The sequence below is a fragment of the Flavobacterium sp. FlaQc-49 genome, assembly GCF_044005985.1.
GTDB classification, from domain to species: Bacteria; Bacteroidota; Bacteroidia; order Flavobacteriales; family Flavobacteriaceae; genus Flavobacterium; species Flavobacterium cupriresistens.
Genome location: NZ_JBIPCS010000007.1, coordinates 295,747 through 322,095, shown reverse-complemented (window position 1 = coordinate 322,095; position 26,349 = coordinate 295,747). Strand labels below are relative to the sequence as shown.

General features: G+C 34.4%; 49 protein-coding genes. 12 read left to right on the top strand and 37 right to left on the bottom strand.

All coding sequences use genetic code 11. The features are described from left to right. Window positions 1-31: 31 nt before the first annotated feature. The 34 genes from ACHRV3_RS16360 to ACHRV3_RS16195 form a co-directional block, all read right to left on the bottom strand. On the bottom strand, window positions 32-181 hold the full coding sequence (locus ACHRV3_RS16360; RefSeq protein WP_395435381.1) for a class I lanthipeptide: 150 nt from the start codon (window positions 179-181) through the stop codon (window positions 32-34). Between the two features lie 25 nt (window positions 182-206). Next, window positions 207-356 carry a class I lanthipeptide gene (locus ACHRV3_RS16355; RefSeq protein WP_395435379.1) on the bottom strand — a complete coding sequence of 50 codons (150 nt, stop codon included), beginning with the start codon at window positions 354-356 and terminating at the stop codon, window positions 207-209. Between the two features lie 26 nt (window positions 357-382). Continuing rightward, window positions 383-532, bottom strand: a complete 150-nt coding sequence (locus ACHRV3_RS16350) for a class I lanthipeptide (RefSeq protein WP_395435381.1) — start codon at window positions 530-532, stop codon at window positions 383-385. 25 nt (window positions 533-557) lie between these two features. Continuing rightward, window positions 558-707 (bottom strand): class I lanthipeptide, encoded by a 150-nt coding sequence (locus ACHRV3_RS16345; RefSeq protein WP_395435384.1) that lies wholly within the window; start codon window positions 705-707, stop codon window positions 558-560. A gap of 26 nt (window positions 708-733) precedes the next feature. Next, window positions 734-883 carry a class I lanthipeptide gene (locus ACHRV3_RS16340; RefSeq protein ID WP_395435383.1) on the bottom strand — a complete coding sequence of 50 codons (150 nt, stop codon included), beginning with the start codon at window positions 881-883 and terminating at the stop codon, window positions 734-736. 26 nt (window positions 884-909) lie between these two features. Continuing rightward, window positions 910-1,059, bottom strand: coding sequence for a class I lanthipeptide (locus tag ACHRV3_RS16335; RefSeq protein WP_395435380.1), 150 nt, complete (start codon window positions 1,057-1,059; stop codon window positions 910-912). Between the two features lie 27 nt (window positions 1,060-1,086). Further along, entirely contained in the window at window positions 1,087-1,236 is a 150-nt protein-coding gene (locus tag ACHRV3_RS16330) for a class I lanthipeptide (protein WP_395435381.1), read from the bottom strand. A 19-nt stretch (window positions 1,237-1,255) separates the two neighbouring features. Further along, window positions 1,256-1,405 (bottom strand): class I lanthipeptide, encoded by a 150-nt coding sequence (locus tag ACHRV3_RS16325; RefSeq protein ID WP_395435381.1) that lies wholly within the window; start codon window positions 1,403-1,405, stop codon window positions 1,256-1,258. Window positions 1,406-1,430: 25 nt separating this feature from the next. Next, on the bottom strand, window positions 1,431-1,580 hold the full coding sequence (locus tag ACHRV3_RS16320) for a class I lanthipeptide (protein WP_395435382.1): 150 nt from the start codon (window positions 1,578-1,580) through the stop codon (window positions 1,431-1,433). A 26-nt stretch (window positions 1,581-1,606) separates the two neighbouring features. After that, the gene (locus tag ACHRV3_RS16315; RefSeq protein ID WP_395435380.1) at window positions 1,607-1,756 is read right to left on the bottom strand and encodes a class I lanthipeptide; all 150 of its coding nucleotides are present in this window, start codon (window positions 1,754-1,756) and stop codon (window positions 1,607-1,609) included. A 19-nt stretch (window positions 1,757-1,775) separates the two neighbouring features. Next, window positions 1,776-1,925: a class I lanthipeptide gene (locus tag ACHRV3_RS16310; protein ID WP_395435381.1), complete on the bottom strand. Its 150-nt coding sequence runs from the start codon at window positions 1,923-1,925 to the stop codon at window positions 1,776-1,778. 26 nt (window positions 1,926-1,951) lie between these two features. Further along, the gene (locus ACHRV3_RS16305; RefSeq protein ID WP_395435380.1) at window positions 1,952-2,101 is read right to left on the bottom strand and encodes a class I lanthipeptide; all 150 of its coding nucleotides are present in this window, start codon (window positions 2,099-2,101) and stop codon (window positions 1,952-1,954) included. A gap of 25 nt (window positions 2,102-2,126) precedes the next feature. Then, a complete protein-coding gene (locus tag ACHRV3_RS16300) occupies window positions 2,127-2,276 on the bottom strand; it encodes a class I lanthipeptide (RefSeq protein WP_395435381.1) in 150 nt (49 codons plus the stop codon). A 25-nt stretch (window positions 2,277-2,301) separates the two neighbouring features. Then, window positions 2,302-2,451 carry a class I lanthipeptide gene (locus ACHRV3_RS16295; RefSeq protein WP_395435380.1) on the bottom strand — a complete coding sequence of 50 codons (150 nt, stop codon included), beginning with the start codon at window positions 2,449-2,451 and terminating at the stop codon, window positions 2,302-2,304. Between the two features lie 26 nt (window positions 2,452-2,477). After that, a complete protein-coding gene (locus ACHRV3_RS16290) occupies window positions 2,478-2,627 on the bottom strand; it encodes a class I lanthipeptide (protein WP_395435379.1) in 150 nt (49 codons plus the stop codon). A gap of 26 nt (window positions 2,628-2,653) precedes the next feature. Beyond that, complete coding sequence (locus ACHRV3_RS16285) at window positions 2,654-2,803, bottom strand: class I lanthipeptide (protein WP_395435378.1); 150 nt, start codon at window positions 2,801-2,803, stop codon at window positions 2,654-2,656. A gap of 1 nt (window position 2,804) precedes the next feature. Continuing rightward, window positions 2,805-2,945 carry a class I lanthipeptide gene (locus ACHRV3_RS16280; RefSeq protein ID WP_230004262.1) on the bottom strand — a complete coding sequence of 47 codons (141 nt, stop codon included), beginning with the start codon at window positions 2,943-2,945 and terminating at the stop codon, window positions 2,805-2,807. 8 nt (window positions 2,946-2,953) lie between these two features. Then, window positions 2,954-3,100, bottom strand: a complete 147-nt coding sequence (locus ACHRV3_RS16275; protein ID WP_165579359.1) for a class I lanthipeptide — start codon at window positions 3,098-3,100, stop codon at window positions 2,954-2,956. Between the two features lie 25 nt (window positions 3,101-3,125). Next, a complete protein-coding gene (locus ACHRV3_RS16270; RefSeq protein WP_395427876.1) occupies window positions 3,126-3,278 on the bottom strand; it encodes a class I lanthipeptide in 153 nt (50 codons plus the stop codon). A 25-nt stretch (window positions 3,279-3,303) separates the two neighbouring features. Further along, window positions 3,304-3,456 carry a class I lanthipeptide gene (locus tag ACHRV3_RS16265; protein WP_230004260.1) on the bottom strand — a complete coding sequence of 51 codons (153 nt, stop codon included), beginning with the start codon at window positions 3,454-3,456 and terminating at the stop codon, window positions 3,304-3,306. A gap of 182 nt (window positions 3,457-3,638) precedes the next feature. After that, window positions 3,639-3,800: a class I lanthipeptide gene (locus ACHRV3_RS16260; RefSeq protein ID WP_395435377.1), complete on the bottom strand. Its 162-nt coding sequence runs from the start codon at window positions 3,798-3,800 to the stop codon at window positions 3,639-3,641. Window positions 3,801-3,964: 164 nt separating this feature from the next. Then, window positions 3,965-4,117, bottom strand: coding sequence for a class I lanthipeptide (locus ACHRV3_RS16255; protein ID WP_165579357.1), 153 nt, complete (start codon window positions 4,115-4,117; stop codon window positions 3,965-3,967). Between the two features lie 154 nt (window positions 4,118-4,271). Next, entirely contained in the window at window positions 4,272-4,418 is a 147-nt protein-coding gene (locus ACHRV3_RS16250) for a class I lanthipeptide (RefSeq protein ID WP_395435376.1), read from the bottom strand. 1 nt (window position 4,419) lies between these two features. After that, a complete protein-coding gene (locus ACHRV3_RS16245; protein ID WP_395427878.1) occupies window positions 4,420-4,563 on the bottom strand; it encodes a class I lanthipeptide in 144 nt (47 codons plus the stop codon). Between the two features lie 23 nt (window positions 4,564-4,586). After that, complete coding sequence (locus ACHRV3_RS16240) at window positions 4,587-4,736, bottom strand: class I lanthipeptide (RefSeq protein WP_395435375.1); 150 nt, start codon at window positions 4,734-4,736, stop codon at window positions 4,587-4,589. 23 nt (window positions 4,737-4,759) lie between these two features. After that, window positions 4,760-4,924 carry a class I lanthipeptide gene (locus ACHRV3_RS16235; protein ID WP_165579354.1) on the bottom strand — a complete coding sequence of 55 codons (165 nt, stop codon included), beginning with the start codon at window positions 4,922-4,924 and terminating at the stop codon, window positions 4,760-4,762. Next, complete coding sequence (locus tag ACHRV3_RS16230; RefSeq protein WP_205625352.1) at window positions 4,921-5,070, bottom strand: class I lanthipeptide; 150 nt, start codon at window positions 5,068-5,070, stop codon at window positions 4,921-4,923. Before ACHRV3_RS16230 ends, ACHRV3_RS16235 begins: the two co-directional genes overlap by 4 nt. 31 nt (window positions 5,071-5,101) lie before the next feature. Next, window positions 5,102-5,266, bottom strand: coding sequence for a class I lanthipeptide (locus ACHRV3_RS16225; RefSeq protein WP_117610279.1), 165 nt, complete (start codon window positions 5,264-5,266; stop codon window positions 5,102-5,104). 477 nt (window positions 5,267-5,743) lie between these two features. Continuing rightward, complete coding sequence (locus ACHRV3_RS16220; protein ID WP_395435374.1) at window positions 5,744-5,902, bottom strand: class I lanthipeptide; 159 nt, start codon at window positions 5,900-5,902, stop codon at window positions 5,744-5,746. A gap of 12 nt (window positions 5,903-5,914) precedes the next feature. Then, window positions 5,915-6,085 (bottom strand): class I lanthipeptide, encoded by a 171-nt coding sequence (locus tag ACHRV3_RS16215; RefSeq protein WP_165579352.1) that lies wholly within the window; start codon window positions 6,083-6,085, stop codon window positions 5,915-5,917. Then, complete coding sequence (locus ACHRV3_RS16210) at window positions 6,085-6,273, bottom strand: class I lanthipeptide (protein ID WP_395435373.1); 189 nt, start codon at window positions 6,271-6,273, stop codon at window positions 6,085-6,087. Before ACHRV3_RS16210 ends, ACHRV3_RS16215 begins: the two co-directional genes overlap by 1 nt. Next, a complete protein-coding gene (locus ACHRV3_RS16205) occupies window positions 6,273-6,464 on the bottom strand; it encodes a class I lanthipeptide (protein ID WP_230004252.1) in 192 nt (63 codons plus the stop codon). Before ACHRV3_RS16205 ends, ACHRV3_RS16210 begins: the two co-directional genes overlap by 1 nt. Further along, a complete protein-coding gene (locus tag ACHRV3_RS16200; RefSeq protein WP_047774947.1) occupies window positions 6,464-6,649 on the bottom strand; it encodes a class I lanthipeptide in 186 nt (61 codons plus the stop codon). Before ACHRV3_RS16200 ends, ACHRV3_RS16205 begins: the two co-directional genes overlap by 1 nt. Before the next feature lie 706 nt (window positions 6,650-7,355). Then, window positions 7,356-9,188 carry a helix-turn-helix domain-containing protein gene (locus tag ACHRV3_RS16195; protein ID WP_395435372.1) on the bottom strand — a complete coding sequence of 611 codons (1,833 nt, stop codon included), beginning with the start codon at window positions 9,186-9,188 and terminating at the stop codon, window positions 7,356-7,358. A 156-nt stretch (window positions 9,189-9,344) separates the two neighbouring features. Between ACHRV3_RS16195 and ACHRV3_RS16190 the strand changes: the two genes are divergently transcribed. Then, window positions 9,345-9,509 (top strand): hypothetical protein, encoded by a 165-nt coding sequence (locus ACHRV3_RS16190; protein ID WP_165579350.1) that lies wholly within the window; start codon window positions 9,345-9,347, stop codon window positions 9,507-9,509. A 220-nt stretch (window positions 9,510-9,729) separates the two neighbouring features. On the opposite strand, the gene ACHRV3_RS16185 is transcribed toward ACHRV3_RS16190, so the two are convergent. After that, window positions 9,730-10,287 carry a hypothetical protein gene (locus tag ACHRV3_RS16185; RefSeq protein ID WP_047774994.1) on the bottom strand — a complete coding sequence of 186 codons (558 nt, stop codon included), beginning with the start codon at window positions 10,285-10,287 and terminating at the stop codon, window positions 9,730-9,732. 116 nt (window positions 10,288-10,403) lie between these two features. Here ACHRV3_RS16185 and ACHRV3_RS16180 point away from each other — a divergent pair, with 116 nt between their 5' ends. The 7 genes from ACHRV3_RS16180 (at window position 10,404) to ACHRV3_RS16150 (ending at window position 20,775) form a co-directional block, all read left to right on the top strand. Beyond that, window positions 10,404-13,175, top strand: a complete 2,772-nt coding sequence (locus ACHRV3_RS16180; protein WP_047774943.1) for a 2-oxoglutarate dehydrogenase E1 component — start codon at window positions 10,404-10,406, stop codon at window positions 13,173-13,175. A gap of 88 nt (window positions 13,176-13,263) precedes the next feature. Beyond that, entirely contained in the window at window positions 13,264-14,496 is a 1,233-nt protein-coding gene (odhB, locus tag ACHRV3_RS16175) for a 2-oxoglutarate dehydrogenase complex dihydrolipoyllysine-residue succinyltransferase (protein WP_395435371.1), read from the top strand. 215 nt (window positions 14,497-14,711) lie between these two features. Continuing rightward, entirely contained in the window at window positions 14,712-17,132 is a 2,421-nt protein-coding gene (locus tag ACHRV3_RS16170) for a TonB-dependent siderophore receptor (protein WP_395435370.1), read from the top strand. Window positions 17,133-17,194: 62 nt separating this feature from the next. Next, on the top strand, window positions 17,195-17,527 hold the full coding sequence (locus ACHRV3_RS16165; protein WP_395435369.1) for a hypothetical protein: 333 nt from the start codon (window positions 17,195-17,197) through the stop codon (window positions 17,525-17,527). A 3-nt stretch (window positions 17,528-17,530) separates the two neighbouring features. Then, on the top strand, window positions 17,531-17,833 hold the full coding sequence (locus tag ACHRV3_RS16160) for a hypothetical protein (protein WP_047774938.1): 303 nt from the start codon (window positions 17,531-17,533) through the stop codon (window positions 17,831-17,833). 3 nt (window positions 17,834-17,836) lie between these two features. After that, window positions 17,837-19,411 carry a PepSY-associated TM helix domain-containing protein gene (locus tag ACHRV3_RS16155; RefSeq protein ID WP_395435368.1) on the top strand — a complete coding sequence of 525 codons (1,575 nt, stop codon included), beginning with the start codon at window positions 17,837-17,839 and terminating at the stop codon, window positions 19,409-19,411. A gap of 251 nt (window positions 19,412-19,662) precedes the next feature. Continuing rightward, the gene (locus ACHRV3_RS16150; protein WP_395435367.1) at window positions 19,663-20,775 is read left to right on the top strand and encodes a PepSY-associated TM helix domain-containing protein; all 1,113 of its coding nucleotides are present in this window, start codon (window positions 19,663-19,665) and stop codon (window positions 20,773-20,775) included. A gap of 315 nt (window positions 20,776-21,090) precedes the next feature. Here ACHRV3_RS16150 and ACHRV3_RS16145 read toward each other — a convergent pair whose 3' ends face one another. Together ACHRV3_RS16145 and ACHRV3_RS16140 are read right to left on the bottom strand one after the other, a co-directional pair. After that, window positions 21,091-21,438 carry a toxin-antitoxin system YwqK family antitoxin gene (locus ACHRV3_RS16145; protein WP_047774932.1) on the bottom strand — a complete coding sequence of 116 codons (348 nt, stop codon included), beginning with the start codon at window positions 21,436-21,438 and terminating at the stop codon, window positions 21,091-21,093. 211 nt (window positions 21,439-21,649) lie between these two features. Continuing rightward, window positions 21,650-22,645, bottom strand: a complete 996-nt coding sequence (locus ACHRV3_RS16140) for a TlpA family protein disulfide reductase (RefSeq protein ID WP_395435366.1) — start codon at window positions 22,643-22,645, stop codon at window positions 21,650-21,652. Window positions 22,646-22,803: 158 nt separating this feature from the next. On the opposite strand from ACHRV3_RS16140, the gene aspS reads away from it, so the two are divergent. From aspS to ACHRV3_RS16120, 4 genes are all read left to right on the top strand, one after another. Beyond that, complete coding sequence (gene aspS / locus ACHRV3_RS16135; protein ID WP_395435365.1) at window positions 22,804-24,555, top strand: aspartate--tRNA ligase; 1,752 nt, start codon at window positions 22,804-22,806, stop codon at window positions 24,553-24,555. 299 nt (window positions 24,556-24,854) lie between these two features. Then, a complete protein-coding gene (locus ACHRV3_RS16130; protein ID WP_007137066.1) occupies window positions 24,855-25,049 on the top strand; it encodes a cold-shock protein in 195 nt (64 codons plus the stop codon). Window positions 25,050-25,294: 245 nt separating this feature from the next. Continuing rightward, on the top strand, window positions 25,295-25,660 hold the full coding sequence (locus ACHRV3_RS16125; protein WP_047774924.1) for an NADH-quinone oxidoreductase subunit A: 366 nt from the start codon (window positions 25,295-25,297) through the stop codon (window positions 25,658-25,660). A 139-nt stretch (window positions 25,661-25,799) separates the two neighbouring features. Further along, complete coding sequence (locus ACHRV3_RS16120; protein WP_047774923.1) at window positions 25,800-26,348, top strand: NADH-quinone oxidoreductase subunit B; 549 nt, start codon at window positions 25,800-25,802, stop codon at window positions 26,346-26,348. Window position 26,349 lies beyond the last annotated feature (1 nt).

Below are 26,349 nucleotides of genomic sequence, written 5' to 3'. Positions count from 1 at the left end.
TTTCATCTTTTTAAATTTTTAAGGTTTTGGATTAGTCTAAGGCTTTGGCCAATAAATAACTGATTACTAAATAACATGCTGGTGTACTTCCACCGTCTACATCATGCAATTGATTGTCGTTTAATTCGATAACAGCTACTTTGTTGAAAGCAAGCTTGTTCGTTGCGTTTTGTTTTTTCATCTTTTTAAATTTTTAAGGTTTTGGATTAGTCTAAGGCTTTGGCCAATAAATAACTGATTACTAAATAACATGCTGGTGTACTTCCACCGTCTACATCATGCAATTGATTGTCGTTTAATTCTGTAACAGCTACTTTGTTGAAAGCTAACTTGTTCGTTGCGTTTTGTTTTTTCATCTTTTTAAATTTTTAAGGTTTTTGGATTAGTCTAAGGCTTTGGCCAATAAATAACTGATTACTAAATAACATGCTGGTGTACTTCCACCGTCTACATCATGCAATTGATTGTCATTTAATTCGATAACAGCTACTTTGTTGAAAGCTAACTTGTTCGTTGCGTTTTGTTTTTTCATCTTTTTAAATTTTTAAGGTTGTGGATTAGTCTAAGGCTTTAGCCAATAAATAACTGATTACTAAATAACATGCTGGAGTACTTCCCCCGTCTACATCATGCAATTGATTGTCGTTTAATTCGATAACAGCTACTTTATTGAAAACTAACTTGTTCGTTGCGTTTTGTTTTTTCATCTTTTTAAATTTTTAAGGTTGTTGGATTAGTCTAAGGCTTTAGCCAATAGAAAACTGATTACTAAATAACATGCTGGAGTACTTCCGCCATCTACATCATGCAATTGATTGTCGTTTAATTCGATAACAGCTACTTTATTGAAAGCAAGCTTGTTGTTTGCGTTTTGTTTTTTCATCTTTTTAAATTTTTAAGGTTTTTGGATTAGTCTAAGGCTTTTGCCAATAGAAAACTGATTACTAAATAACATGCAGGAGTACTTCCTCCGTCTACATCATGCAATTGATTGTCGTTTAATTCGATAACAGCTACTTTGTTGAAAGCAAGCTTGTTCGTTGCGTTTTGTTTTTTCATCTTTATTAGATCTTTAAGGTTTAAGTATTAGTCTAAGGCTTTGGCCAATAAATAACTGATTACTAAATAACATGCTGGTGTACTTCCACCGTCTACATCATGTAATTGATTGTCGTTTAATTCGATAACAGCTACTTTGTTGAAAGCAAGCTTGTTCGTTGCGTTTTGTTTTTTCATCTTTTTAAATTTTTAAGGATTAGTCTAAGGCTTTGGCCAATAAATAACTGATTACTAAATAACATGCTGGAGTACTTCCTCCGTCTACATCATGCAATTGATTGTCGTTTAATTCGATAACAGCTACTTTGTTGAAAGCTAACTTGTTGGTTGCGTTTTGTTTTTTCATCTTTTTAAATTTTTAAGGTTGTGGATTAGTCTAAGGCTTTGGCCAATAAATAACTGATTACTAAATAACATGCTGGAGTACTTCCTCCGTCTACATCATGCAATTGATTGTCGTTTAATTCGATAACAGCTACTTTGTTGAAAGCAAGCTTGTTGTTTGCGTTTTGTTTTTTCATCTTTTTAGAATTTTAAGGGTTTTGGATTAGTCTAAGGCTTTGGCCAATAGAAAACTGATTACTAAATAACATGCTGGTGTACTTCCTCCATCTACATCATGCAATTGATTGTCGTTTAATTCGATAACAGCTACTTTGTTGAAAGCAAGCTTGTTCGTTGCGTTTTGTTTTTTCATCTTTTTAGAATTTTAAGGATTAGTCTAAGGCTTTTGCCAATAAATAACTGATTACTAAATAACATGCTGGTGTACTTCCACCGTCTACGTCATGCAATTGATTGTCGTTTAATTCGATAACAGCTACTTTGTTGAAAGCAAGCTTGTTCGTTGCGTTTTGTTTTTTCATCTTTTAAGAATTTTTAAGGGTTTGGATTAGTCTAAGGCTTTAGCCAATAGAAAACTGATTACTAAATAACATGCTGGAGTACTTCCTCCGTCTACATCATGCAATTGATTGTCGTTTAATTCGATAACAGCTACTTTATTGAAAGCAAGCTTGTTCGTTGCGTTTTGTTTTTTCATCTTTTTAAATTTTTAAGGTTTTGGATTAGTCTAAGGCTTTTGCCAATAAATAACTGATTACTAAATAACATGCTGGTGTGCTTCCACCGTCTACGTCATGTAATTGATTGTCGTTTAATTCGATAACAGCTACTTTGTTGAAAGCTAACTTGTTCGTTGCGTTTTGTTTTTTCATCTTTTTAAATTTTTAAGGTTGTGGATTAGTCTAAGGCTTTTGCCAATAGAAAACTGATTACTAAATAACATGCTGGTGTACTTCCACCGTCTACATCATGTAATTGATTGTCGTTTAATTCGATAACAGCTACTTTATTGAAAGCTAACTTGTTCGTTGCGTTTTGTTTTTTCATCTTTTTAAATTTTTAAGGGTTTTGGATTAGTCTAAGGCTTTAGCCAATAAATAACTGATTACTAAATAACATGCTGGTGTACTTCCACCGTCTACGTCATGCAATTGATTGTCGTTTAATTCTGTAACAGCTACTTTATTGAAAGCTAACTTGTTCGTTGCGTTTTGTTTTTTCATCTTTTTAAATTTTTAAGGGTTTTGGATTAGTCTAAGGCTTTTGCCAATAGAAAACTGATTACTAAATAACATGCTGGAGTACTTCCACCGTCTACATCATGTAATTTATTGTCGTTTAATTCGATAACAGCTACTTTGTTGAAAGCAAGCTTGTTCGTTGCGTTTTGTTTTTTCATACTACACAAAAGTGATTACGATAGTTGGTAAAATTGAAACACGACTTCCGCCTCCGTCCACTTCTTGTAATTGATTGTCGTTTAATTCTGTAACAGCTACTTTATTGAAAGCAAGCTTGTTGGTTGTGTTTTGGTTTTTCATGTTTTTGATTAGATTAAGGTTGCGACGATAATAGTTGGATAGAAAATTGTAAAAGTGCTTGCACCTCCATTTACGTCTTGCAATTGGGTTTCATTTAATTCTGTAACAGCTGTTTTATTGAAAGCAAGCTTGTTCGTTGGATTCTGTTTTTTCATCTTTATAATAGTTTTAGGTTGTTAATTAATCTTGTACAAGTGTGATAAATACAAGGCTCGTGCCTCCTACAAATGTTATGGAGGTACCCCCATTGATCGCTGTTAATTGATTCTCATTCAATTCTGCAACAGCTACTTTATTGAAAGCAAGCTTGTTGGTTGGGTTTTGTTTTTTCATCTTTTTAAGAATTTTAGATTATTAATTAATTTTGCATAAGCGTTATAAATATGAGACTTGTACCACCTACAGTGAACACTGAAGTTCCCCCATTGATCGCCGTTAATTGTTTCTCATTCAATTCTGCAACAGCCACTTTATTGAAAGCAAGCTTGTTCGTTGGATTCTGCTTTTTCATTTTTATACTTTTTTAGATTGTTGATTAATTTTTATAAGCCTAGTTACCAGGTGACTTACACCAGTTACAGTCATCGTTGAATTTCCCCGTTAACCTCCGGAAATTCTCCAGTTTTCAGTTCTGTAACTACCTAACATTCAAAGCGAACTTGTTAGAAGCGTTTTGCTTCTTCATTCGAATTGTTATACGTTCTGTACATCTGGAGGAAGAATAAGTCCTGTGAGCGTTATACTGCCATTTGTAGTACTCGTCCCGCCATTTACATTTGTTAATTGACGCTCGTTTAATTCTGCAACAGCCACTCTGTTGAAAGCAAGCTTGTTTGTTGGATTCTGCTTTTTCATTTTTATGCTTTTTTAGATTGTTGATTAATTTTTATAAGCTTAGTTACCTGGTGACTTGCACCCGTTATTGTTGAAGTTACTCCGTCAATCTCTGGTAATTGTCTCGTATTCGATTCTGCAACGGTCACTGTATTAAAGACTAGCTTATTAGTAATTTCTGTTTTTTAGTCTATTTGAATTAGAGTCATCGTTACTAACATCATACTGTGAATAGACATTAAAGTACCTCCATTCACCTCTTGCAATTGAGTATCATTTAATTCTGCAACAGCTACTTTATTAAAAGCAAGCTTGTTCGTTGGGTTTTGTTTTTTCATTTTTATACTTTTTTAGATTGTTAATTTTTTTTTTATAATCATAGTTATCAGATGACTTACAGCCGCTTCAGATAGGGTTGAAGTTTCTCCGTTAACCTCCGGTAATTGTTCGGTTTTCAATTCTCTAACAGCCACTTTATTAAAGACTGGCTTATTATTCCATTACAGTCTGCGTTATTAGTATCGTAATGTTGAAAGAAATGTAAGTTCCTCCATTCACGTCCTGTAATTGATTCTCATTCAATTCTGCAACAGCCACTTTATTGAAAGCAAGCTTGTTCGATGGATTCTGTTTTTTCATTTTACACTAAAGTCACCATTATCATTGTGTAAACGACGCTAGGAAGATAAGTACCACCATTTACTTCTTGTAATTGCTTTTCATTCAATTCTGCAACAGCTATTTTATTAAAAGCCAGCTTGTTGGTTGGGTTTTGTTTTTTCATCTTTAAATGTTTATTAAAATTGATTAGACTAAGTCATCAGGAAAAAAAGTTATTATTATTATTGTAGGTAGTGTTGTAACTCCGCCTTTCACGTCCAATAATTGACTTTCATTCAGTTCTGCAACAGCCAGTTTGGTAAAGACAAGCTTGTTGGTTGGGTTTTGTTTTTTCATCTTTAAATATTTTGAGTTATTAATTACATTAAATCCTGGGTTACTTTAAGACAACAGCAGCCGGTACAAGAATCTCCTCCTCCAAATATGGATGTCCCTCCGTGTATTTCTATAAGTAAAAAATCATTCAGTTCCGCAACAGCCATTTTACTAAAAATCAGCTTGTTGTTTGGGTTTTGCTTTTTCATAATTGAACTACAGTCTTAATTATTAATATGGTAGAGGTGAAAGAAATTAAAGTACCTCCATTTACCTCTTGTAAATGAGTATCATTCAGTTCTGCAACAGCTACTTTATTAAAAGCCAGCTTGTTTGTTGGATTTTGTTTTTTCATCTTTAATAGAAATTATATCTGTTAATAAATTTTATTGAATAAGAAGTACTGTTTGAGCGCAAACACAACCGGTACAATTACCTCCACCGCCATCTATTGAGGTTCCACCATTAATTTCCTGCAATTGGTTTTCATTTAATTCTATAACAACTACTTTATTAAAAGTCAGTTTGCTGTTTGGGTTTTGTTTTTTCATGTTGATTTATTTTGTTGTTGTTGTTGTTTTAAATTGATACTTACAATAAATGCTCAGCACTAAAACCGGTTGCCTTTTTTAAACAGATTCTGTTTGTTTTTGAGCATACCTGTGCCACATGTTAATAGCCGCCAAATGAATAGCCTGATACTAACGAGCCCTGGGTTATGACCATCCTTGTTAAAAAAATCAGCAATTGCTTAAGATCTCTTTAATCAAGGATGCCATAGTTTGAAAATGGAATACCATTAATCATTTGAGTTAGATGGATCATTCTAATCCATTAATCTCATTGTAGCCAAATAAGTGTTGGGTGTAAGAAGTACTTTTGAAAGTGTAAAAAACGAAGTAATAAGATGTTTTTTACTTTTGCAGAAGCAATTTACAGTTAACCTATAAGCCATTACGTTTTGTTAAATTTTATTATAAAATAGAGTCTCCACACCCTGTTTATTTTATAATATACTGATCCATTCTTTATACAACCATTAACCAGGTACCATATCCGGTAACAATAATAAATGTTCTTATTAAAGTATCTGTACCTCCGTTGATATCGTTCAACTGATCGTCGTTCAATTCTGTAATAACCACATTATTGAAGGTCAGTTTATTGTTTAGTTTTTGCTTTTTCATTGGATCAATCAATTACATTTGTTGCAATACAGTAATACTAGTCTGACCACAGCAGCATCCGCTACAAGTCTCTCCTCCAAGGATTGTTGAACCACCATTGATTTCGATAAGGGAATTATCGTTTAATTCTGTAACATCTGCTCTTTTAAAATACAGTTTGTTGTTTAGGTTTATGTTTTTCATTAGAATTGATTTTTAATGATTGTTATTTTTGTTAAGATAGGATCACAGATACAGCCCGAATTTGGGTTCGTATCGGTATCTTGTCCTGTTATTACGCCACCGTTAACACTTTTTAATTGTTGAGCGTTTAATTCTGTAACATCTGATTTTTTAAAATACAGTTTGTTCGTTAGGTTTGCGTTTTTCATTAGAATTGATAGGGTTTAATAACAGTTAGTTTTGTTAAGATAGGATCACAGATACAACCGGAATTTGGGTTGGTATCGGTATCTTGTCCTGTTATTACGCCGCCGTTCACATTTCTTAATTGTTGAACGTTTAATTCTGTAACATCTGATTTTTTAAAATACAGTTTGTTCGTTAGGTTTGCGTTTTTCATTAGAATTGATTTTTAATAACCGTTAATTTTGTCAAAATAGGATCACAGATACAACCGGAACCAGGTTTGGTATCAAGATCAAGGTCATCTTTTACGCCACCGTTCACACTTCTTAATTGTTGAACGTTTAATTCTGTAACATTAGCTTTGTTGAAAGCCAATTTGGTTTGGTTTTGCTTTTTCATTTTTGTTAAGATTTAATAATTAATAGTCTTTTTAAAATCACTGATTAAAATAAAGGCACATCGAATTGTCCAAAAAATTACAGCTCGCTTTATGGAACAACAAGAATTTCGATATCGGTTATTGCAACCTGAATTCCTGATTGTATCCTAAATAGGCAATCGTAAATTAGTCCGGAAAAAATTCTGGCTTATTTAAAAAGTTTTGAAATTCGTTTTTTTAATTTAAAGAATAACGATTTGGATGGTTTACCATCATCATTATCTTCAATCTTGAAAATTGAATTTTTGCTGAGCCGTTTTTCGCTCGGTCGATTACTGTTAGTCATAATTTTTTTTTTAAGCTAACAAGTATGCAGTGTAGAAGTACTTTTAGAAATAGTGAAAAAAAGTTTTAATTAAAGACACTTTTTTTCTACTTTTGTAGAAGTAATTTCTGGCAACTTGTTAGGTATTACGTTTTTGTTAAAACACCTTATAAAACAGAGTCTCCACACTCTGTTTTATTTTTTTGGTTTGAAGTGGCTACTCATTTTCATTTTCGCCACCCTTCAAAACCAAAGTAGAAGTTAATCTGATATTCGGATTAATTCTGAGACAAAGTAAAATCTTTTTTTCCTGTAAAAAAAATCAAAAACCCCCATATTTATAAAATAAGGGGGTTCTTTTTTTGTTGTAATTTATTGTTTTTCAGATACTTACAAGCTATCTACTTGTTTTCACTTTCTTTCATCTGATTTATCTTTTTTATATAAATAGAGGGGCTAATTCCGGTTGCAACCTTAAAATATTTAGTAAAAGACTCCGGACTTTTATACCCAATTTCTTCCGCAATTGCATTAATTGAATACGATCTTAGCTTAGCATTATTCTTTAATTCGATAATAATATAGTTAATCCTCAACTCATTTACATACGAACTGAAGTTTTTGTCCAATTCACTATTGACAATTTTAGACAAATAAGCGGTGTTTGTCTTCAATCGTTTCGCAACATTATGCAGGGTAAAGTCTTGTCTCAGGAACAATCTCTTCTCTTCGAGTTTAATTAGCTTATCTAAAATTTCTGCTCTTGTTTCATCTTTGATAATAAAATTACTTCCCGTTGGTTCTTCTATGTCAGCGTCATTGTGTTCTGCGATGGATTCATCCTCTGCTATTAAATCATCATTAGAAGTAGTATTTATAGTAACAATGTTGCTTGGAATGAATTCTGTTTCAGATTCTTCTTCTAAAAGATCCGGCTCTGTGCTTTCATCATCACCTGCCAAAATGCTTTTTTGTTGGCTTTCATCAGCCGTTTTTGGGTTTTGATGTTCAAAGTCTTTGATTTTAAGTAGTAACTCCTCAAATTTGACTTGATTTTGTATACCCTCTTTTCTTCGTTTCATATAATAACCAATAAACAGAAGAATTAAAAAGGTTGTTGAACCAAGCAGTATCCATTTTTGATGCTCTTGTGTTTTCTCTCTCTCTTTACTTTCTGAGATGTCTATTTTATGCAAATGATCGACAGCTTCAATTCTTTTTTCCCCTATTTTCTTCGACTTTTCAATAAACTGACCATAATAATAGTTCGATTCTGAAAAATTTTCGATGAATTTATAGTTCTCTGCCAATAAGTAATATATTTCAGACAGGTTTTCTGTGGGTATTTTTGATGTTTGCTCCGTACTAAGAATCGATTTTAAGAGCATTATCGCTTTATCGTAATCTTTCTGAAGCGAATACAATTTAGAGATCCTGATATTTGTTTCTGTAATCAAATTATTGCTCTCAATTTTCTGAGCAATATTTAGGGCCTTATCGAAGGTTAATTTAGCATTTACAAAGTCCTTTTTATCGATGTAAATTAAGCCCAATTGGGACAAAAAGTGGATTTCATGCTCTTTTAGGTGGTTTTTCTGCGATTCCTGAATACCACTTTTTATAAAAACATAGGCGGAGTCCTGTTTATTTAAATTAATATACGTTTTTACTAAACCCAGTTTTATATCTAGTTTACTTACGTTACTAAAACCTTCCTTGTTTAAATTTTCTTTATATATTTTTAAAGCCTCCTGATACCTTTCTAATTCATACGCAATGCTGCCTCTTTTTATCGAAATGTAATTGTAAGCCCCGACATCATTGAGTTTTTTAGATAAAGTAACACATTCTTCATAAAGAGTTAAAGCTTCCTGGAAATCAAATTCATTAAATAAATAGTTCGCTTTATTGATTTTGAAAACCATTTCCAGCTTTTCGTTATCAATGGCACCGGCTTTCTGAATTGCTTTGTCAAAATAATAAAAAGCGCTGTCTTTTTGAGTTAAAGCGCCACTTAAGTCGGCCAGGAAACAATACGATTTTGCCTCTTCAACCACTAAATCATTGGTTTTAGCGTACTTTAATAACTTATGGCAGTAGTATTTTGCTTTACTCGGATTATTGTACAAAAGGCTTTTAACCGAATCTTTATAAGTTTCAATTTTATTTTGGGAAAAGGTAAAATTGACTATAAATAATAAAATTAAGACAAGCATCTTATTTAGTCTATTCATATTCATTTATTTTAAAGTAAAGCATTAATAATCAATCAATTACAGTTGTGTGATTATAGGCTATTTTTATAAATCTGGGGATTTATGACTTTTTTCAGTGGCTTTTTTGAGATAATTTCACAATCAATTCAAAAACCAATTTAAAAACCAAAGATTATGAAAAAATTTAACTTAAAAAAATTAGCATTAAAAAAAACTAGTATTATAGAACTAAGCTCAGAAGAGGCTAGATTAATTATAGGTGGTAACAGTACAGAAAATGTAGTGCCTGCTCCAAACCAAACAGATCCAAGAAGTATGTATTCCATGTTTTGTGGTTAAGATACAGCAACCAAACAAAAAGAGCGACTCCATGGAGTCGCTCTTTTTGTTTACAGTAATACTTATTCCTTTTCTAAGATTTCATTTCAGATTCCTCCTGTTTCTTACTTTCGATTGAATCAACCCTTTTACAGGCGCAATGCTGAATCAAATTCTCGAACAGCATACTTTACACCTAAAACTAAGAATATCAGCATTTAAAGACCTTAATTGCTTTAGATTAAAAATAAACTCGCACAAAGGGCATAAAGCCGGATCCGTACAAACTTCTGTCCGGATCGTACAAAACATCGTAGCGTGCACCAATGGTAACACTTCCCGTTCTGTAACCTGCACCGAGATATAAAGCAGTATTCCAATAATTATCGGAATAAGAAGGTCTGAAATTATTCGATTTATAATCTGTGTTTACTCTAACCTGTTCTAATTCTGCCGATAACTGAATTTCCGGAATCGGATTCACCAAACCCACAAGGCTTCCGCCATAAACAAAAGACTCATAATAGTTTTTTGAATACAAGTAGCCAAACTGCAGTCCTACACCCACAGAAACAATTGGATTAACATTATAAATAGCACTTGGCATAACCGAAATATCTGTATATCCGGAACCAATTCCAAGACCGACACCACCACCAAACTGAACTTTATCCCAAAAGACACTACTATTGTCTATAACATAATTTGGTCGCTGCTGCGCAATTGTTAGATTTGAAAATAAGAACATCAAAATCACAAAAATTGATTTGAAAACGATTGAAAAATGATTTTTCCTCATAGCTTGGTCCATTTTTAACAAATTTTTACGTAAAAGTACGCAAAAAAAGAATCTAAATAAATGCGATTGTTGTACTTTTGCCATTCTATTTAACAAAAAGTATATTCACTAATATTATGGATAGGTTTTCATTTTTAAATGCAGCGCATACAGAGTTTTTCGCACAACTATATGATCAATATTTAGTAAATCCAGACAGCGTTGAGCCAAGCTGGAGAAGCTTCTTTCAGGGTTTTGACTTTGGAATGACAACTTATAATGACGAAAATCCTGTTCAACAAATCGTTGAATTCGCTGCGAACAACACCGATTACAGTCAGATTTCTGAAAAATTACAAAAAGAATTTAACGTATTAAAATTAATTGACGGATACCGCACTCGTGGCCATTTGTTTACCAAAACAAATCCGGTTCGTGACCGTAGAGTTTCTTCTCCTTCTTTAGATATCGAAAATTTTGGATTATCAACTGCTGACTTATCTCTAGTTTTTGATGCTGCAAAAGTTATCGGAGTAGCTCCGTGTTCTTTACAAGACATTATTACACGTCTTCAGTCTATTTACTGCCAACACATTGGTATTGAATACATGTATATCAGAAATCCTAATGTTGTAAAATGGATTCAGGACAAATTGGCTGTAAATGTCAATCAGCCAAGTTTTTCAGGTGATGAAAAGAAAATCATATTAGAAAAATTAAACGAAGCCGTTTCTTTCGAGAACTTTTTACATACTAAATATGTAGGTCAAAAGAGATTCTCATTGGAAGGTGGAGAAACTATTATTCCTGCACTTGATGCTTTAATCGAAAAAGCAGCTGAAAAAGGAGTTGAACAATTCGTAATGGGAATGGCTCACCGTGGTCGTTTGAACGTTTTGGCCAACATCTTCGGAAAATCAACTCAGGATATCTTTGGTGAATTTGATGGTAAAGATTACGATCAGGAATATTTTGATGGTGACGTAAAATACCACTTAGGTCTTACTGCCGACAAGAAAACAAGATCCGGAAAAAACATCAACATCAATTTAGCACCAAACCCTTCTCACTTAGAGACTGTTGGAGCTGTAATTGAAGGAATTACCAGAGCAAAACAAGATAAATATTACGCAGACGATTTCTCAAAAGTACTTCCTATCGCCGTTCACGGTGATGCTGCAATTGCAGGTCAGGGAATTTTGTATGAAATCATTCAAATGGCACAACTTGACGGTTACAAAACCGGAGGAACAATCCATATCGTAATCAACAATCAGGTTGGATTTACAACCAACTATTTAGACGCACGTTCTTCTACTTATTGTACAGATGTCGCCAAAGTAACTCTTTCACCGGTATTACACGTAAATGCTGACGATGCTGAAGCAGTTGTACATGCGGTCTCTTTTGCCTTAGACTACAGAATGCAATTCGGACGTGACGTATTTATTGACTTATTAGGATATAGAAAATACGGACATAACGAAGGTGACGAACCTCGTTTTACACAACCGGTTTTATATAAAATCATCGCTAAACATAAAAATCCAAGAGATATTTATGCAGAAAAATTATTATCTGACGGCGTAATCGATGCTACTTATGTGAATGGTTTAGAAAAAGAATACAAATCAGACATGGAGGAGAATTTAGAAGCTTCCCGTAAAAAAGATTTGACCATTATCACACCATTCATGAAAAACGAATGGGAAGGATTTGTTCAGGTAACTGACACACAAATGCTTCAAAAAGTTGATACTACTTTTGATAAAAAAGGATTGGATTCTATCATCAATACCATCTCGACTTTACCATCAGATAAAAAGTTCATCAATAAAATATCAAAAATTGTAGCCGACAGAAAAACCGGATACGATAACAATACCCTAGACTGGGGAACTGCAGAAGCATTAGCTTACGGTTCACTTCTAACAGAAGGTTTTGATGTTAGAATTTCAGGACAGGATGTGGAGCGTGGTACATTCTCTCACCGTCATGCCGTTGTTAAGGTAGAAGATTCAGAAGAAGAAGTAATTCTTTTGGATGCTATCGAAAACAAAAAAGGAAAATTCGGTGTATTCAATTCCCTTTTATCTGAATACGGAGTTCTAGGTTTTGATTACGGATATGCATTGGCAAATCCAAAAGCATTAACGATCTGGGAAGCGCAATTTGGAGATTTCTCTAACGGTGCTCAAATTATGATTGACCAATACATCTCTTGTGGTGAAGACAAATGGAACAACCAAAATGGTATTGTTTTATTATTGCCTCACGGATACGAAGGACAAGGTGCTGAGCACTCTTCTGCAAGAATGGAACGTTACTTACAATTATGTGCAAGACACAATATGTATGTAGCAGATTGTACAACACCAGCCAACTTCTTCCACTTGTTGAGAAGACAAATGAAAACGAATTTCCGTAAACCATTGGTAGTTTTCTCTCCAAAAAGTTTATTACGTGACCCAAGATGTGTGTCTACAGTAGAAGACTTAGCTAGCGGAAGTTTCCAGGAAACAATTGATGATACAACTGTAAACAAAAAAGAAGTAAAAACATTGGTTTTCTGTACCGGTAAATTCTACTATGATATTGTTGCCGAAAGAGAAAACAACGGAAGAAATGACGTTGCAGTAGTTCGTATCGAGCAATTGTTCCCTTTCCCGGCAGACCAAATCAAAGAAATCATCGCACAATATCCAAATGCTGATGATTATGTTTGGGCACAGGAAGAGCCTAAAAACATGGGAGCTTACAGCTTTATGCTGATGAATTTTGATCTTGTAAAATGGAGATTGGCTTCGCTAAAAGCTTACGCTGCACCGGCATCAGGAAGTTACACACGTGCAAAACGTCGCCATGCAGATGCGATCAGAATGGTATTTGACAAAAATTTATTCAGATAATTAAAAATAATTGTTTCAAGTTTAAAGTTTCAGGTTCAGTAAGACATTTGAAACTTTAAACAAATTAAACTTTAAACAAAGAAATAAGATGATTTTAGAAATGAAAGTCCCATCACCAGGGGAATCAATTAAAGAAGTTGAAATTGCAACTTGGTTAGTAAAAGACGGAGATTATGTAGAGAAAGATCAGGCTATTGCCGAAGTTGATTCAGACAAAGCAACTCTTGAATTACCAGCTGAAGCAAGCGGAATAATTACGTTAAAAGCAGAAGAAGGTGATGCAGTAGCGGTAGGAGCTGTTGTTTGTTTAATTGATACAGGCGCAGCAAAACCGGCAGGTGACGCTCCGGCTGCACCAGCAGCTGAAGCTCCAAAAGCAGAGGCTCCTAAAACGGAAGTAAAAGCAGAAGCTCCAAAAGCAGCACCTGCTCCAACAACTTATGCTTCAGGAACTCCATCTCCGGCAGCAAGAAAAATATTAGACGAAAAAAATATCGCTCCGGCAGCAGTTTCAGGAACTGGTAAAGACGGAAGAATCACTAAAGAAGATGCTTTAAACGCAGTACCTTCTATGGGAACTCCAACAGGAGGAAGCCGTGGAACTGAGCGTACTAAATTATCAATGTTACGTCGTAAAGTAGCGGAGAGATTAGTAGCGGCTAAAAACGAAACAGCAATGTTAACTACTTTCAATGAAGTTAACATGACACCAATTAACTTAATCCGTAACGAGTACAAAGATGCTTTCAAAGCAAAACATGGTGGTCTTGGTTTAGGTTTCATGTCATTCTTTACAAAAGCAGTTACAAGAGCATTACAATTGTATCCTGATGTAAACTCAATGATGGACGGTGATTATAAAATCGCTTACGATTTCTGTGATATCTCTATCGCAGTTTCAGGACCAAAAGGTTTAATGGTTCCTGTGGTTCGTAATGCAGAAAACTTAACTTTCCGTGGAATCGAAGCGGACATCAAAAGATTAGCACTTAGAGCTCGTGACGGTCAAATTACTGTTGACGATATGACTGGTGGTACTTTTACGATTACCAATGGTGGTGTTTTTGGAAGTATGTTGAGTACTCCAATTATCAACCCTCCTCAATCAGGAATCTTAGGAATGCACAATATTATTGAGCGTCCGATTGCTGTAAACGGTAAAGTAGAGATTCACCCAATGATGTATGTTGCTCTTTCTTATGATCACAGAATTATCGACGGTCGTGAGTCTGTTGGTTTCTTGGTTGCTGTGAAAGAAGCTTTAGAAAATCCGGTAGAATTATTAATGAATGGCGATGCTAAACGTGCTTTAGAATTGTAATTCAATTAATTTCATAAATACAAAAATCCTGCTTATTAATTTAAGCAGGATTTTTTTTTACTCCCAGTTACAAACACTGATTAATCTGTCATTTTTATAATCAAACAGAAATTTTACACTTTAAAAGATAATTTATTTAGAATAAGTAAAAATAATTTGGCTTATTGGAATTCTGCACCTAAATTTGCGCTATTGAAAAAAAATCCAAATAAAACATGAAAACCAAATACACAACATCCCTTTTGGCTTTATTTATTTTTTTACTGGCAACTGCAACTACTTGGGCCCAGCAAAAAGCAACGATAAAAGGACAAATTAGCTTAACTAATAATCAGTCTGCAGATAATATTTCTGTTGTATTAAAGGGAACCAAGATCGGAACAGTTACAAACGACCAAGGTTTCTATGAAATTAAAAACATCAAACCCGGAAACTATGTAATCAGAGTTTCTGCCATTGGGCATTCCTCCAAAGAAAGACACATCACTTTAAACTACGAAGATGTGGTAACAGAGAACTTTTTGATCGAAGCGAATTCAGAAGAACTGGGCGAAGTTATTATCGACTCTAAAAGAACAAATAAATTTACCCGAACAGAAAGCGAATACGTTTCACGCATACAACTAAAAAACCTTGAAAATGCACAGGTATATAATATTGTAAGTAAAGAATTGATGGCCGATCAAATGATAACCAATCAAGATGATGCTTTAAAAAACATCCCGGGTATTTATCAATTATGGTCTGCCAGTGGTCGTGCCAGCGATGGTGGTTCTTATTTTGCATCACGAGGTTTTGTAACACAAAGTTTAATCAGAAATGGTGTTGCGGGATCTACAATTGGTAATTCAGATGCAAGTAATATCGAACGTATCGAAAGTATAAAAGGGCCTTCTGCTACACTTTTTGGTTCTGTACTTACTTCTTACGGAGGTCTGGTAAACCGTGTAACTAAAAAGCCTCACGAATCATTCGGAGGTGAAGTAAACTTCCAAACCGGAAGTTATGGTTTCAATCGTCTGACTGCAGATGTAAACACCCCTTTAAACGAAGATAAAACTGCTTTATTCCGTGTAAACGCATCTTACAACAATGCTAATACTTTTCAGGATTTTGGAACTAATAAGAATTATTTCTTTGCTCCATCTTTCAGTTACAAATTCAACGACAGATTATCTGTTTCGATTGAAGCAGAATTCAATAGTTTGAACGGATCAGGATTCCACACTATTTATTTAGGTGATTTACCTTCAAAAATTGGCTTCAACAGCGCTAACGATTTAAACTATGATTTTAAACGTTCGTTCTACGGAAGTGACCTTATAACAAAAACAAGAAGTACAAATATTTTTGGACAGGTAAACTACAAGATGTCTGACAGTTGGAATTCACAAACCGTAATTACCACAATCACTAATTCATCAGTAGGACCACAAGCCTGGTTTTATCTGTTACCAAACAACACACTCTCACGTAATGCATGGAAAGTGGATGGAACAACAAACACAATTGAATTCCAACAAAACTTTACCGGTGACTTCAAAATCGGAAATGTACGTAATCGCGTTTTAATTGGTGGTGACATTTACCACATAGAAGACAGAACAAGCCGAACGATATCAGCAAAAGGTTTTGAGTTTGACAAAGTAGATTATACGGCCGCAAACGCAAACTACTATGCTTTTAACCAAGCCGCCCTTGAAGTAGCATTATCCGGAACACCATACAGCAACAACCGAACAAATGTATCAACTTACAGTGCGTATGTTTCTGATGTTGTAAATATAACAGATCAGTTAATCGTTTCAGCCGGTATTCGTTTTGACAATTATGACAATAAAGGCGTTTATGATCCGGCAACTAATACAACTACCGGAGCATTCTCTCAGAATGCCTTTTCACCAAAATTTGGAATTGTTTACCAAATTATAGAAAACCAGCTTTCGGTATTTGGTAACTACCAAAACAGTTTCACCAACCAGGGTTTCTTAAATGCTAATGTAAATGGAAATCTTCAATTAGTAAAATTTGATCCGGAAAAGGCGAATCAATTTGAAGCGGGTATTAAATTAAATGCTTTTGACAATAAATTAAGCGCCAACTTAAGCTACTACAACATAAAAGTTAAAGACATTGTAAGAACAGATATTACATTGCCAAATGCTAACGTACAGGATGGAAATCAGGTAAGTAAAGGATTTGAAGCAGAAATTACTTCAAACCCAATTCCGGGATTAAACTTCACACTTGGATATGCCTATAACGACAGCAAATTGGAGAAAGGTAATGCAAACGTAAATGGTTTAAGACCCGTAACCGCAGGTCCGGTAAACCTTGCAAATTTCTGGGCAAGTTATACGGCTCAAAATGAAAAAATTAAAGGATTAGGAATCGGCTTTGGAGGAAATTACGGAAGTGAAAGCTTTATTGCAAATGCCAACACAACAACAGGAAAAGAAACTTTTAGCCTTCCTTCTTACACTGTACTTAACTCAACTATTTTTTACGATCAGCCTAGATACAGAGTCTCTTTAAAAGTAAATAACCTCACTGACGAATTATACTTTAACGGATACACCACAATCAATGTGCAAGCTCCAAGAACTTTCTTTGGATCTGTAACTTATAAATTCTAATAAAAAAACAAAGACATCTTTCTGCCAAAATACAGAAAGATGTCTTTTAAATTTATAAAATCATGATAACAATAGCCAGCCTTTTCGTTTTTATCTCTTTTTATATGTTTTATTATACCTCCAAGAGAGCGGCGCTGTCGTACAATTACAGCTTCGAAAAATGGATGAACAATAATCCGAAACAAACTAAAATTACCGGATTAATTTTCCTACTGTCCGCCTATACTTTATGGTTATTTACCAAAGCATTATGCTCCGGAACTTTATTATTTCTTGTTCAGCTAATGACAATTGGAAGTTTAATAATTATACTGTCCCCTCTAAAAATTATAAACAGTAAAACCCTTGCTGTCCTTTTTATTCTAACAGGAGTTATAGAAATTTATTACTATTAAATTATGCCCGCAAATCCTAAATACCTGACGCAGTCCAAATGGCAACGTTTCCTAAAAATAACAGCTGCTATACTTGGCGGCTATTTCGTTTCTGTAAGCTTCCATTTAGCCTTAGCTTCGTGGTTAGATCGTACCAATGTCGTCATAACAATGGCTTTTTCAGGGTTTATCCTTTGGGTAGTCTTAATGATTTTGGCTTTTTTAGCAAAAAGCGCATGGAAAATATGGGGAATCTATATACTGCTGACTTTGCTGTTTCTCGGTATTATGTATCTCGGACAAACCTATAACCCTATTACCCAATAATTCATGAATAACAGGAACTATAACATTTATTTTCACACGCATACCGTAAGTGGTATTGTAATAAGCGTGGTGTTGTTTGTCATTTTCTTTGCAGGATCTTTTTCTTTCTTTAAAAGTGAAATCAACAACTGGGAACGCGGAGAAACTGTTGCAATCCATAAGAAAGAACAGATTAACTACGATACTACTTTCGACTCAATAAATAAAAACTACACTTTAGCCGGAAGAGACGTTTCACTTTCCGTATCTCCCCACGAAAGACGTGTTTTCATTCGCATGGAAGGTACTAAAGATACCGTAGCAGCCAATAAATTAAAAGACACCCTCGAAGTCGCTAAATTAAAATCCGGCCACTACTTTTACTTAAATACTAAAAACTTCAAAGCACAGACTTACGATGAATCATATTCAATAGGAGAATTTTTGTATCGTCTTCATTTTCTGGCCCAGGTTCCTTACCCTGTCGGTTATTACCTTTCGGGTTTTGTAGCGCTGTTTTTTTTATTTGCGATTATTACCGGAGTTCTATTACACTGGAACAAAATTGTTTCTAACTTCTACATTTTCCGTCCAAAAGAAAAATTAAAAACATTATGGACAGATGCCCACACCGCATTAGGAATGATTGGTTTGCCTTTTCAATTTGTATACGCGGTTACAGGAGCTTTTTTTATGATCAAACTACTAATTGTAGCACCGAGTGTAATGGCTTTATACAAGGGCGATCAGAACAAATTGTACAGTGATTTAGAATATAACAATCCGGAATTTAAATTTGAGAATGAAAAACTGGCAACGCCTTTTAGCATCAACGAATTGGTAGAAAAAACCAAAAGCAACTGGAAAGATTTTGAAATCACCGAGGTACAAATTCAAAACTATGGCGATACCAACATGCACATAATCGTTGATGGAAAAATACCTCATGACAAAAAATTCACCGCATTCGGAAAAATAATCTACAAAGTTGCTGACGGTAAAATCATAGCCAAAAAGAATCCTGAAACGGACAACAAATATCTAGATGGTGTAAAAAACGTTTTGTACAGAGTACACTTTGGGGATTACGGCGGATATGCGCTTAAAATAATCAGTTTTGTACTCGGTATTATTACTTGTTTTGTTATTATATCAGGAGTTATGATTTGGCTGGTTGCCAGAGACAAGAAAAACATGCCCGAGAAAAAACGTCGTTTTAACAACTCGGTTGTGCGCATTTATTTAGCCCTTTGTCTAAGCATGTATCCTGTTACTGCCTTGATTTTTATTGCAAATAAAGTGTTTTACCCACTAAGCCGAGCCAATATTTACAGCGTATATTTCATCAGCTGGTTACTATTGACGATTTTTTTCCTGCTCAAAAAAGACATTAATTTCACCAACAAATGGTGTCTGATTTCCGGAAGTATTTTAGGCTTTTTAATTCCGATTGCGAATGGAATTTGCACCGGAAACTGGTTTTGGAAAACGTTTGCCAACGATCAGATTCAGATTTTCTTTATTGATGTTTTCTGGATTGTTTTAGCAGCAATTACACTTTATGTTTCCTTTAAATTAAAAAAAGTTAAGAGCGAATAAATCACTCAATCATTAAAAAAAAATCCCATTGGGTGCAATTATTTTTAACACATAGAAACATCGTTCAGAAAAGACGTTTCACTTAAAACAAATTACAGAATACTATGTTTCTATGTGTTAAATAACGTTTTACCGAATTACCCCAACGGTCTAAAATAAACGCCTAAAATTTGTGAATTGCACATTTAGAATTACTTTTGCCTATTGCAACTAATTCTTAAAAAGAAATCAAGTATTTCGCAATTCATCAAATGGGATTTACAAAACAAATACGTTTTATACACAAATGGCTCGGATTAATTTCCGGGCTTATTGTTTTTATTGTCAGTGTTACCGGTTGCATATTTTGTTTTCATGACGAAATCAAAGATATTACCCGAAAAGAATGGCGTATTGTTGAACCACAGAACAAACCATTTCTTTTGCCATCTGTTTTACAGGAAAAAGCGAAGCTAATCGCCCCTAAAAATAAAGCGTCAATGGTTTCTTATTACGGTAAAAACCGATCAGCAATTGTCTACACCTTTACCGATACCGAGAACGAATACCTGTATTTCAACCCTTACACCGGTAAATATTTAAAAACAGAAAATCCCAAAACAGACTTTTTTATAATCGTCGAATACATTCATTTGTACCTTCTTTTACCCGATTATATTGGAAAACACATTATTGGTGGTGCCACGATTATCTTTATACTGTTAGTCATTTCGGGGTTAATTCAATGGTGGCCCAAAAGAAAAAGCGACATCAAAAGAAGTTTTACCGTAAAGTGGTCTGCCAAATGGCGTCGTGTCAACTATGACTGGCACAATACTTCCGGATTTTATATTTCAATTATTGCAGTGATCATAGCCATTACCGGATTAACTTTTACCTACGAATGGGTTGGTGACGGTATTTACAAAACGTTCAATTTTGGCGGAGACAAAGCCTTAGAAACAAAAGCCCCGACAATTGACACCACAAAATTTAAGCAAAACAATCTACTCGCTGTAGACAACGCTTTTGTCGAAACGATGCGACTACAGCCAAAAGCCGAAATGTTTTATGTTATGTTTCCGCAAAACAAAGGAGATATTATAAACACAGGAGCTTATCCACATACTTTACGATTTGATCATCAGAGTAATTATTATTTTCATCCAAGTGACGGAAAACTAATTCAAAGCGATCCGTATGATAAAAAAAGTCTTGGTTTACAAGTGGTCGAAATGAATTACGGCATTCACACCGGACAAATTTTAGATCTACCCGGAAAAATAATTGCTTTTACCGTTAGCTTAGTTGCAGCAGCTTTGCCGGTTACCGGTTTTATGATTTGGTTTGGAAGAAGAAAAAAAGCTAAAAAAACTAAGATCTAATAAAGAGTTTGTGGTAAAAGGGAATAGCGTTTTTAAAACATATAAGTAATGTAAGTTCATTTAAGAAATACGCTTAATTTTAAAGTTTTATCTTTTTAAATAACATAAAAACTTTGCGACTTCGCGACTTTGCGAGAGATATTCCCAAGGCCCAAGTGACAAAGATTAACAAAAACACTTTTCGTCGATGTCAACCTGAGCGAAGTCGAAGGCTAGTTGAATTAAGAAGGGCTTCGACTTCGCTCAGCCTGACAATTAAGAATAAAAAAAAGCCGTCTCAATAGAAACAGCTCTTGTAGAATATTCGAAATCTTCTTAATTTCTATTTGCTAAAGCATTTTTTTGCAAGTTTTTAACGGAACTCACTTTGCTGTTTTCATACGCCACTTCACAAAGGTTATTCTCATTGAAGAAAATCCATTTTCCGGTTTTCACTCCATCAGTATATTCTCCAACTGCTTTTTTATTACCTTTTTCGTCATAGGATACCCAAACTCCATCTAACTTACCATCCTTAAAGAAACCCTCTTGTTGTACATTACCATTTTCATAGTAATAAGTAGCTTTTACTTTGTTTCCAACAGCTTCTAATTCTGGTTTTACCTCTTGTGCAACTAAAATTCCAGAGAACAATATTGCAACTAAAATTACACACTTTTTCATATCTAGTAGGTATTAATGTTATCAAATCTTTACCAAATATAGTTAATTGTTTACATTAAAAAAACTTTTACTTAACAATTTGGTAACATTGAATAAAAACTTAACATTGGAAATCAGCATGTAACAAAAAAACCAGCGCTCACGCACTGGTTTTACTGGTATTTCAGTCAAAGACTTGATTTACTATAACGTTATAAGTTTTGCAAAGAAATTAGTTCAATAAGGCATCTAACTGCTTTTGAAGCTCTGGAGAAGAGGGTCTTTCTGCATTGGGCTCCAATATATTACCTTTTGGATCAATAAGAATAAACCTTGGAATTCCTGTTACATTATAACTCGTTACAAACGCAGAATTCCATTCATTATCAGAAAACAACTGAATTCCTCCCAACTGTTTATCCGTTACAAATTTCTGCCATTTATCATGATCTTTTACAGCATCAACAGAAACACTCACAAACTCAATGTTCTTTCCATGATACTTCTCTTCAATCTTCTGCAAAAATGGAATCTCAGCTCTGCAAGGCCCACACCAGGTTGCCCAAAGATCTATATAAACATATTTCCCTTTTAAATCAGAGAGTTTTGTTTTACCTCCTTTGTGGTTTTCATAATCAAAATCGGCAGAAACGGCTCCTTTTAACTTTTTCATATCAGCCTCACTTTTATACTCCTGAGCGGCATATTCATGAAATTTTTCAACTGATTTTTTCACACCTGTTTTAAATTCAGGATCAAAATCTCCTTTTTCGATATTGTCTAAGTCAGTCTTTTTCTTTTCTTGCAATAAGGATGCAAATTCTGCAGCCTCTTTAGCGAAAGCTTCGTTTTCAAATTTCTCGTCTTTTAAAGCTTGTTGTGCTAAAAAATTACTTTCATTAGTTCCTTTTCCTTTATAAACGATAGTTTCATCAAATTCTTTAGCATTCATGGTCAGATTTACTTCAGAACCCGGTTTCAAAAACAAACTCGAAGATTCAACACCGTCAGAAAAACGATAAAATCCCTTTGGAGCAGTAAAAGAAGCAACAAAAATTTCTTTCTTGTTAATCGGAATAACTTGTTTGAAATTGTTCGCCCCTTTAATAACTAATGTATCACTATTTCTATTTGTAATTTTAGCCGTAAATTTAACTTGACTTTTGGTCTGACCTATACCATTCAAAGCGGTAAGAACCAATAAACCGGTAACAAAAAGTTTTTTCATAAATATTTAAAGTTAGTTTTTAGTACACCAAATCTAAAGAATTTACTTATCTAAAATTTATCAATTAACAAAATATTTCAAAATTATAAGCAGCAAGTTATCACTTTACTATATTAATTTGAATTTTGTGTTTACTTTTGCAATCTAAAATTTTGATCATGTATAGAAGTCATAATTGTGGCGAGTTAAACGCCTCAAATATTAATACGGAAGTTACACTAGCGGGTTGGGTTCAAAAATCACGCGATAAAGGGTTTATGAACTGGGTTGATTTACGCGACCGTTATGGAATTACACAACTTATTTTCGACGAAGTTCGTACCGACAAAACGGTTTTTGAACTGGCAAAAACACTTGGAAGAGAATTTGTAATTCAGGTAAAAGGAACTGTTATTGAGCGTGAAGCCAAAAACAAAAACATTCCAACCGGTGATATCGAAATTTTAGTTACTGAACTAACGATCTTAAACGCTGCTTTAACGCCTCCATTTACAATTGAAGATGAGACGGATGGTGGAGAAGACATCAGAATGAAATACCGTTACTTAGACATTAGAAGAAATCCTGTAAAAAACAGTTTATTATTCCGTCACAAAGTAGCGATGGAAGTTCGTAAATATTTATCTGATTTGGATTTCTGTGAAGTGGAGACACCTTACTTAATCAAATCAACTCCGGAAGGCGCGAGAGATTTCGTTGTACCAAGTCGTATGAACGAAGGACAATTTTATGCCTTACCACAATCTCCACAAACTTTCAAGCAATTGTTGATGGTTGGAGGAATGGATAAATACTTCCAAATCGTAAAATGTTTCCGTGACGAAGATTTACGTGCAGACCGTCAGCCTGAGTTTACTCAAATTGACTGTGAAATGGCATTTGTAGAACAAGAAGACATTTTGAATGTTTTTGAAGGATTGACAAGACATTTACTAAAAGAAATCAAAGGTATTGAAGTAGCTAAATTCCCAAGAATTACCTACGACTATGCCATGAAAACATACGGAAATGACAAACCGGACATTCGTTTCGGAATGGAGTTTGGCGAATTGAACGAATTTGCACAGCACAAAGATTTCCCTGTATTTAATGCAGCCGAGTTGGTTGTAGGTATTGCAGTTCCGGGAGCAGGAAATTATACACGTAAAGAAATTGACGCCTTAATTGACTGGGTTAAACGTCCGCAAGTTGGTGCTTCAGGAATGGTGTACGCCAAATGCAATGACGATGGAACTTACAAATCATCTGTAGATAAATTTTACGATCAGGATGATTTAGGACAATGGGCAAAAATCACAGGCGCAAAACCTGGCGATATGATTTTTGTACTTTCAGGTCCGGCTAACAAAACACGCGCACAGCTTTCTGCTCTTCGTATGGAATTAGCCACTCGTTTAGGATTGCGTAAACCGGAAGAATTTGCTCCGCTTTGGGTAGTAGATTTCCCTTTATTGGAATTAGATGAAGAAAGCGGTCGTTACCACGCCATGCACCACCCATTTACCTCTCCAAAACCGGAAGACATGCAATTGCTGGAAACCGAACCGGGAAAAGTGCGTGCAAACGCTTACGATATGGTTTTAAACGGAAACGAAATTGGAGGAGGTTCTATTCGTATTCACGATAAGGCTACACAACAATTAATGTTTAAATATTTAGGCTTTACAGAAGAAGAAGCGAAAGCACAATTTGGTTTCTTAATGGACGCTTTCCAATTTGGAGCGCCACCTCATGGAGGATTAGCCTTTGGACTAGATCGTTTGGTTGCTATTTTAGGTGGTCAGGAAACCATTAGAGACTTTATTGCATTCCCTAAAAACAATTCCGGGCGTGACGTAATGATCGATGCACCGGCTACGATTGATGATGCACAATTAAAAGAATTACACATTAAGGTCGATTTGGTATAAATTTTAGGTAAAACTGATAGAAGTAGCTGAACCGGGAAAAACACAGTTAAAAAGTAAAACAATACGTACATAAACTGTTTTTCGACGAAAATTAGATTTTTAATAAAGTAAAAAAGCTCCTACTTTTTAACATATCCTTAAGAATTTTAGTTTTAAGTTACGACATATCAAACAAGACACTAAATAAATAGCAAAAACACTGTAAATCAATAATTTTTACAAAAAATTAACAGCATACTGTCTTTTATATGAATATATATATTACATTTGCTTCATTATAAATTATTATTACAATTACAATGCGTACAGGTACAGTAAAATTTTTCAATGAATCTAAAGGTTATGGATTCATTACAGACGAAGAAACAGGAAAGGATATCTTCGTTCACGCTTCAGGAATTAACGCGGAAGAATTACGCGAAGGTGACCGTGTTAGCTACGAAGAAGAAGAAGGAAGAAAAGGGAAAGTTGCTGCTAAAGTAGCAGTAATCTAAGAAAAATATAGCAATTTATTTTTTTTGCCTCTGAATGGTTTAAAGAAACGTTTCGATTCATTTCGAGACGTTTTTTTTTGCTCAAATCTTAAAAAAATATTAAAATTTCGGAAAGTTATTTATAATGAATAAAAATTAGACGAAATCACTCGCTGCACCGCTACTTAAATCCTTTTTTAGCTTGTGATTTACAGAGTTCGGAACTATCTTTGTGGCTTATTTTTTAAGTAAAAATCCCTAAGTTTATGCAATCTGATCAATACAGCTATCTTCCTATTTTAATGCAGCTAATCCTTGCTGTTGGTTTTGTAGTAGGAACTATCATCGTTTCCGGAAAATTAGGTCCAAAAAGAACCTCTGACATAAAAGATAAAAATTTCGAGTGTGGAGTTGAATCTGTTGGTAATGCCCGTATTCCATTCTCTGTAAAATATTTCTTAGTTGCCATCTTATTTGTTTTGTTCGACGTAGAGGTAATTTTCCTTTATCCTTGGGCAGTAAACTTCAAAGAACTTGGAATAGAAGGAATGTTAAAAATGATCATTTTCATGTCTTTGCTTTTAGTTGGTTTTTTCTACATCATCAAAAAGAAAGCATTAGAGTGGGAATAAGAGGATTTTTTGATTTCAGATCTTAGATTTTAGATTTGAAAAAAAAATCCCAAAATAGAATATTGACTTTTTAAAATATTGATTTCGATTTTCACGATTCGAAAGAATCTAAAATCAGAAATCTAAAATCTAAAATAAAATGAGCGATTCAAAAGTAAATATGGTTGCACCGCCAGAAGGAGTTGTAGGAGAAGGTTTCTTCGCTACAAAACTAAATGATGTTGTAGGTTTGGCAAGAGCCAATTCTTTATGGCCACTTCCTTTCGCGACTTCTTGCTGTGGTATCGAATTTATGGCGACAATGGCTTCACATTACGATTTAGCACGATTTGGTTCTGAGCGTGTGAGTTTCTCTCCTCGTCAAGCAGATATGTTATTAGTAATGGGAACTATTTCTAAAAAAATGGGTCCTATTTTAAGACAGGTTTACGAACAAATGGCGGAACCTCGTTGGGTAATTGCTGTTGGAGCTTGCGCTTCATCCGGAGGAATCTTTGATACTTATTCTGTTTTACAAGGGATTGACAAAATAATTCCGGTTGACGTTTACGTACCGGGTTGTCCTCCAAGACCGGAACAAATTGTAGATGGAGTTATGAGACTTCAAGATTTGGTAAAATCAGAATCTGTAAGACGCAGAAGTTCTCCTGAATACCAAGAATTATTAGCTTCATATAACATTTCATAAG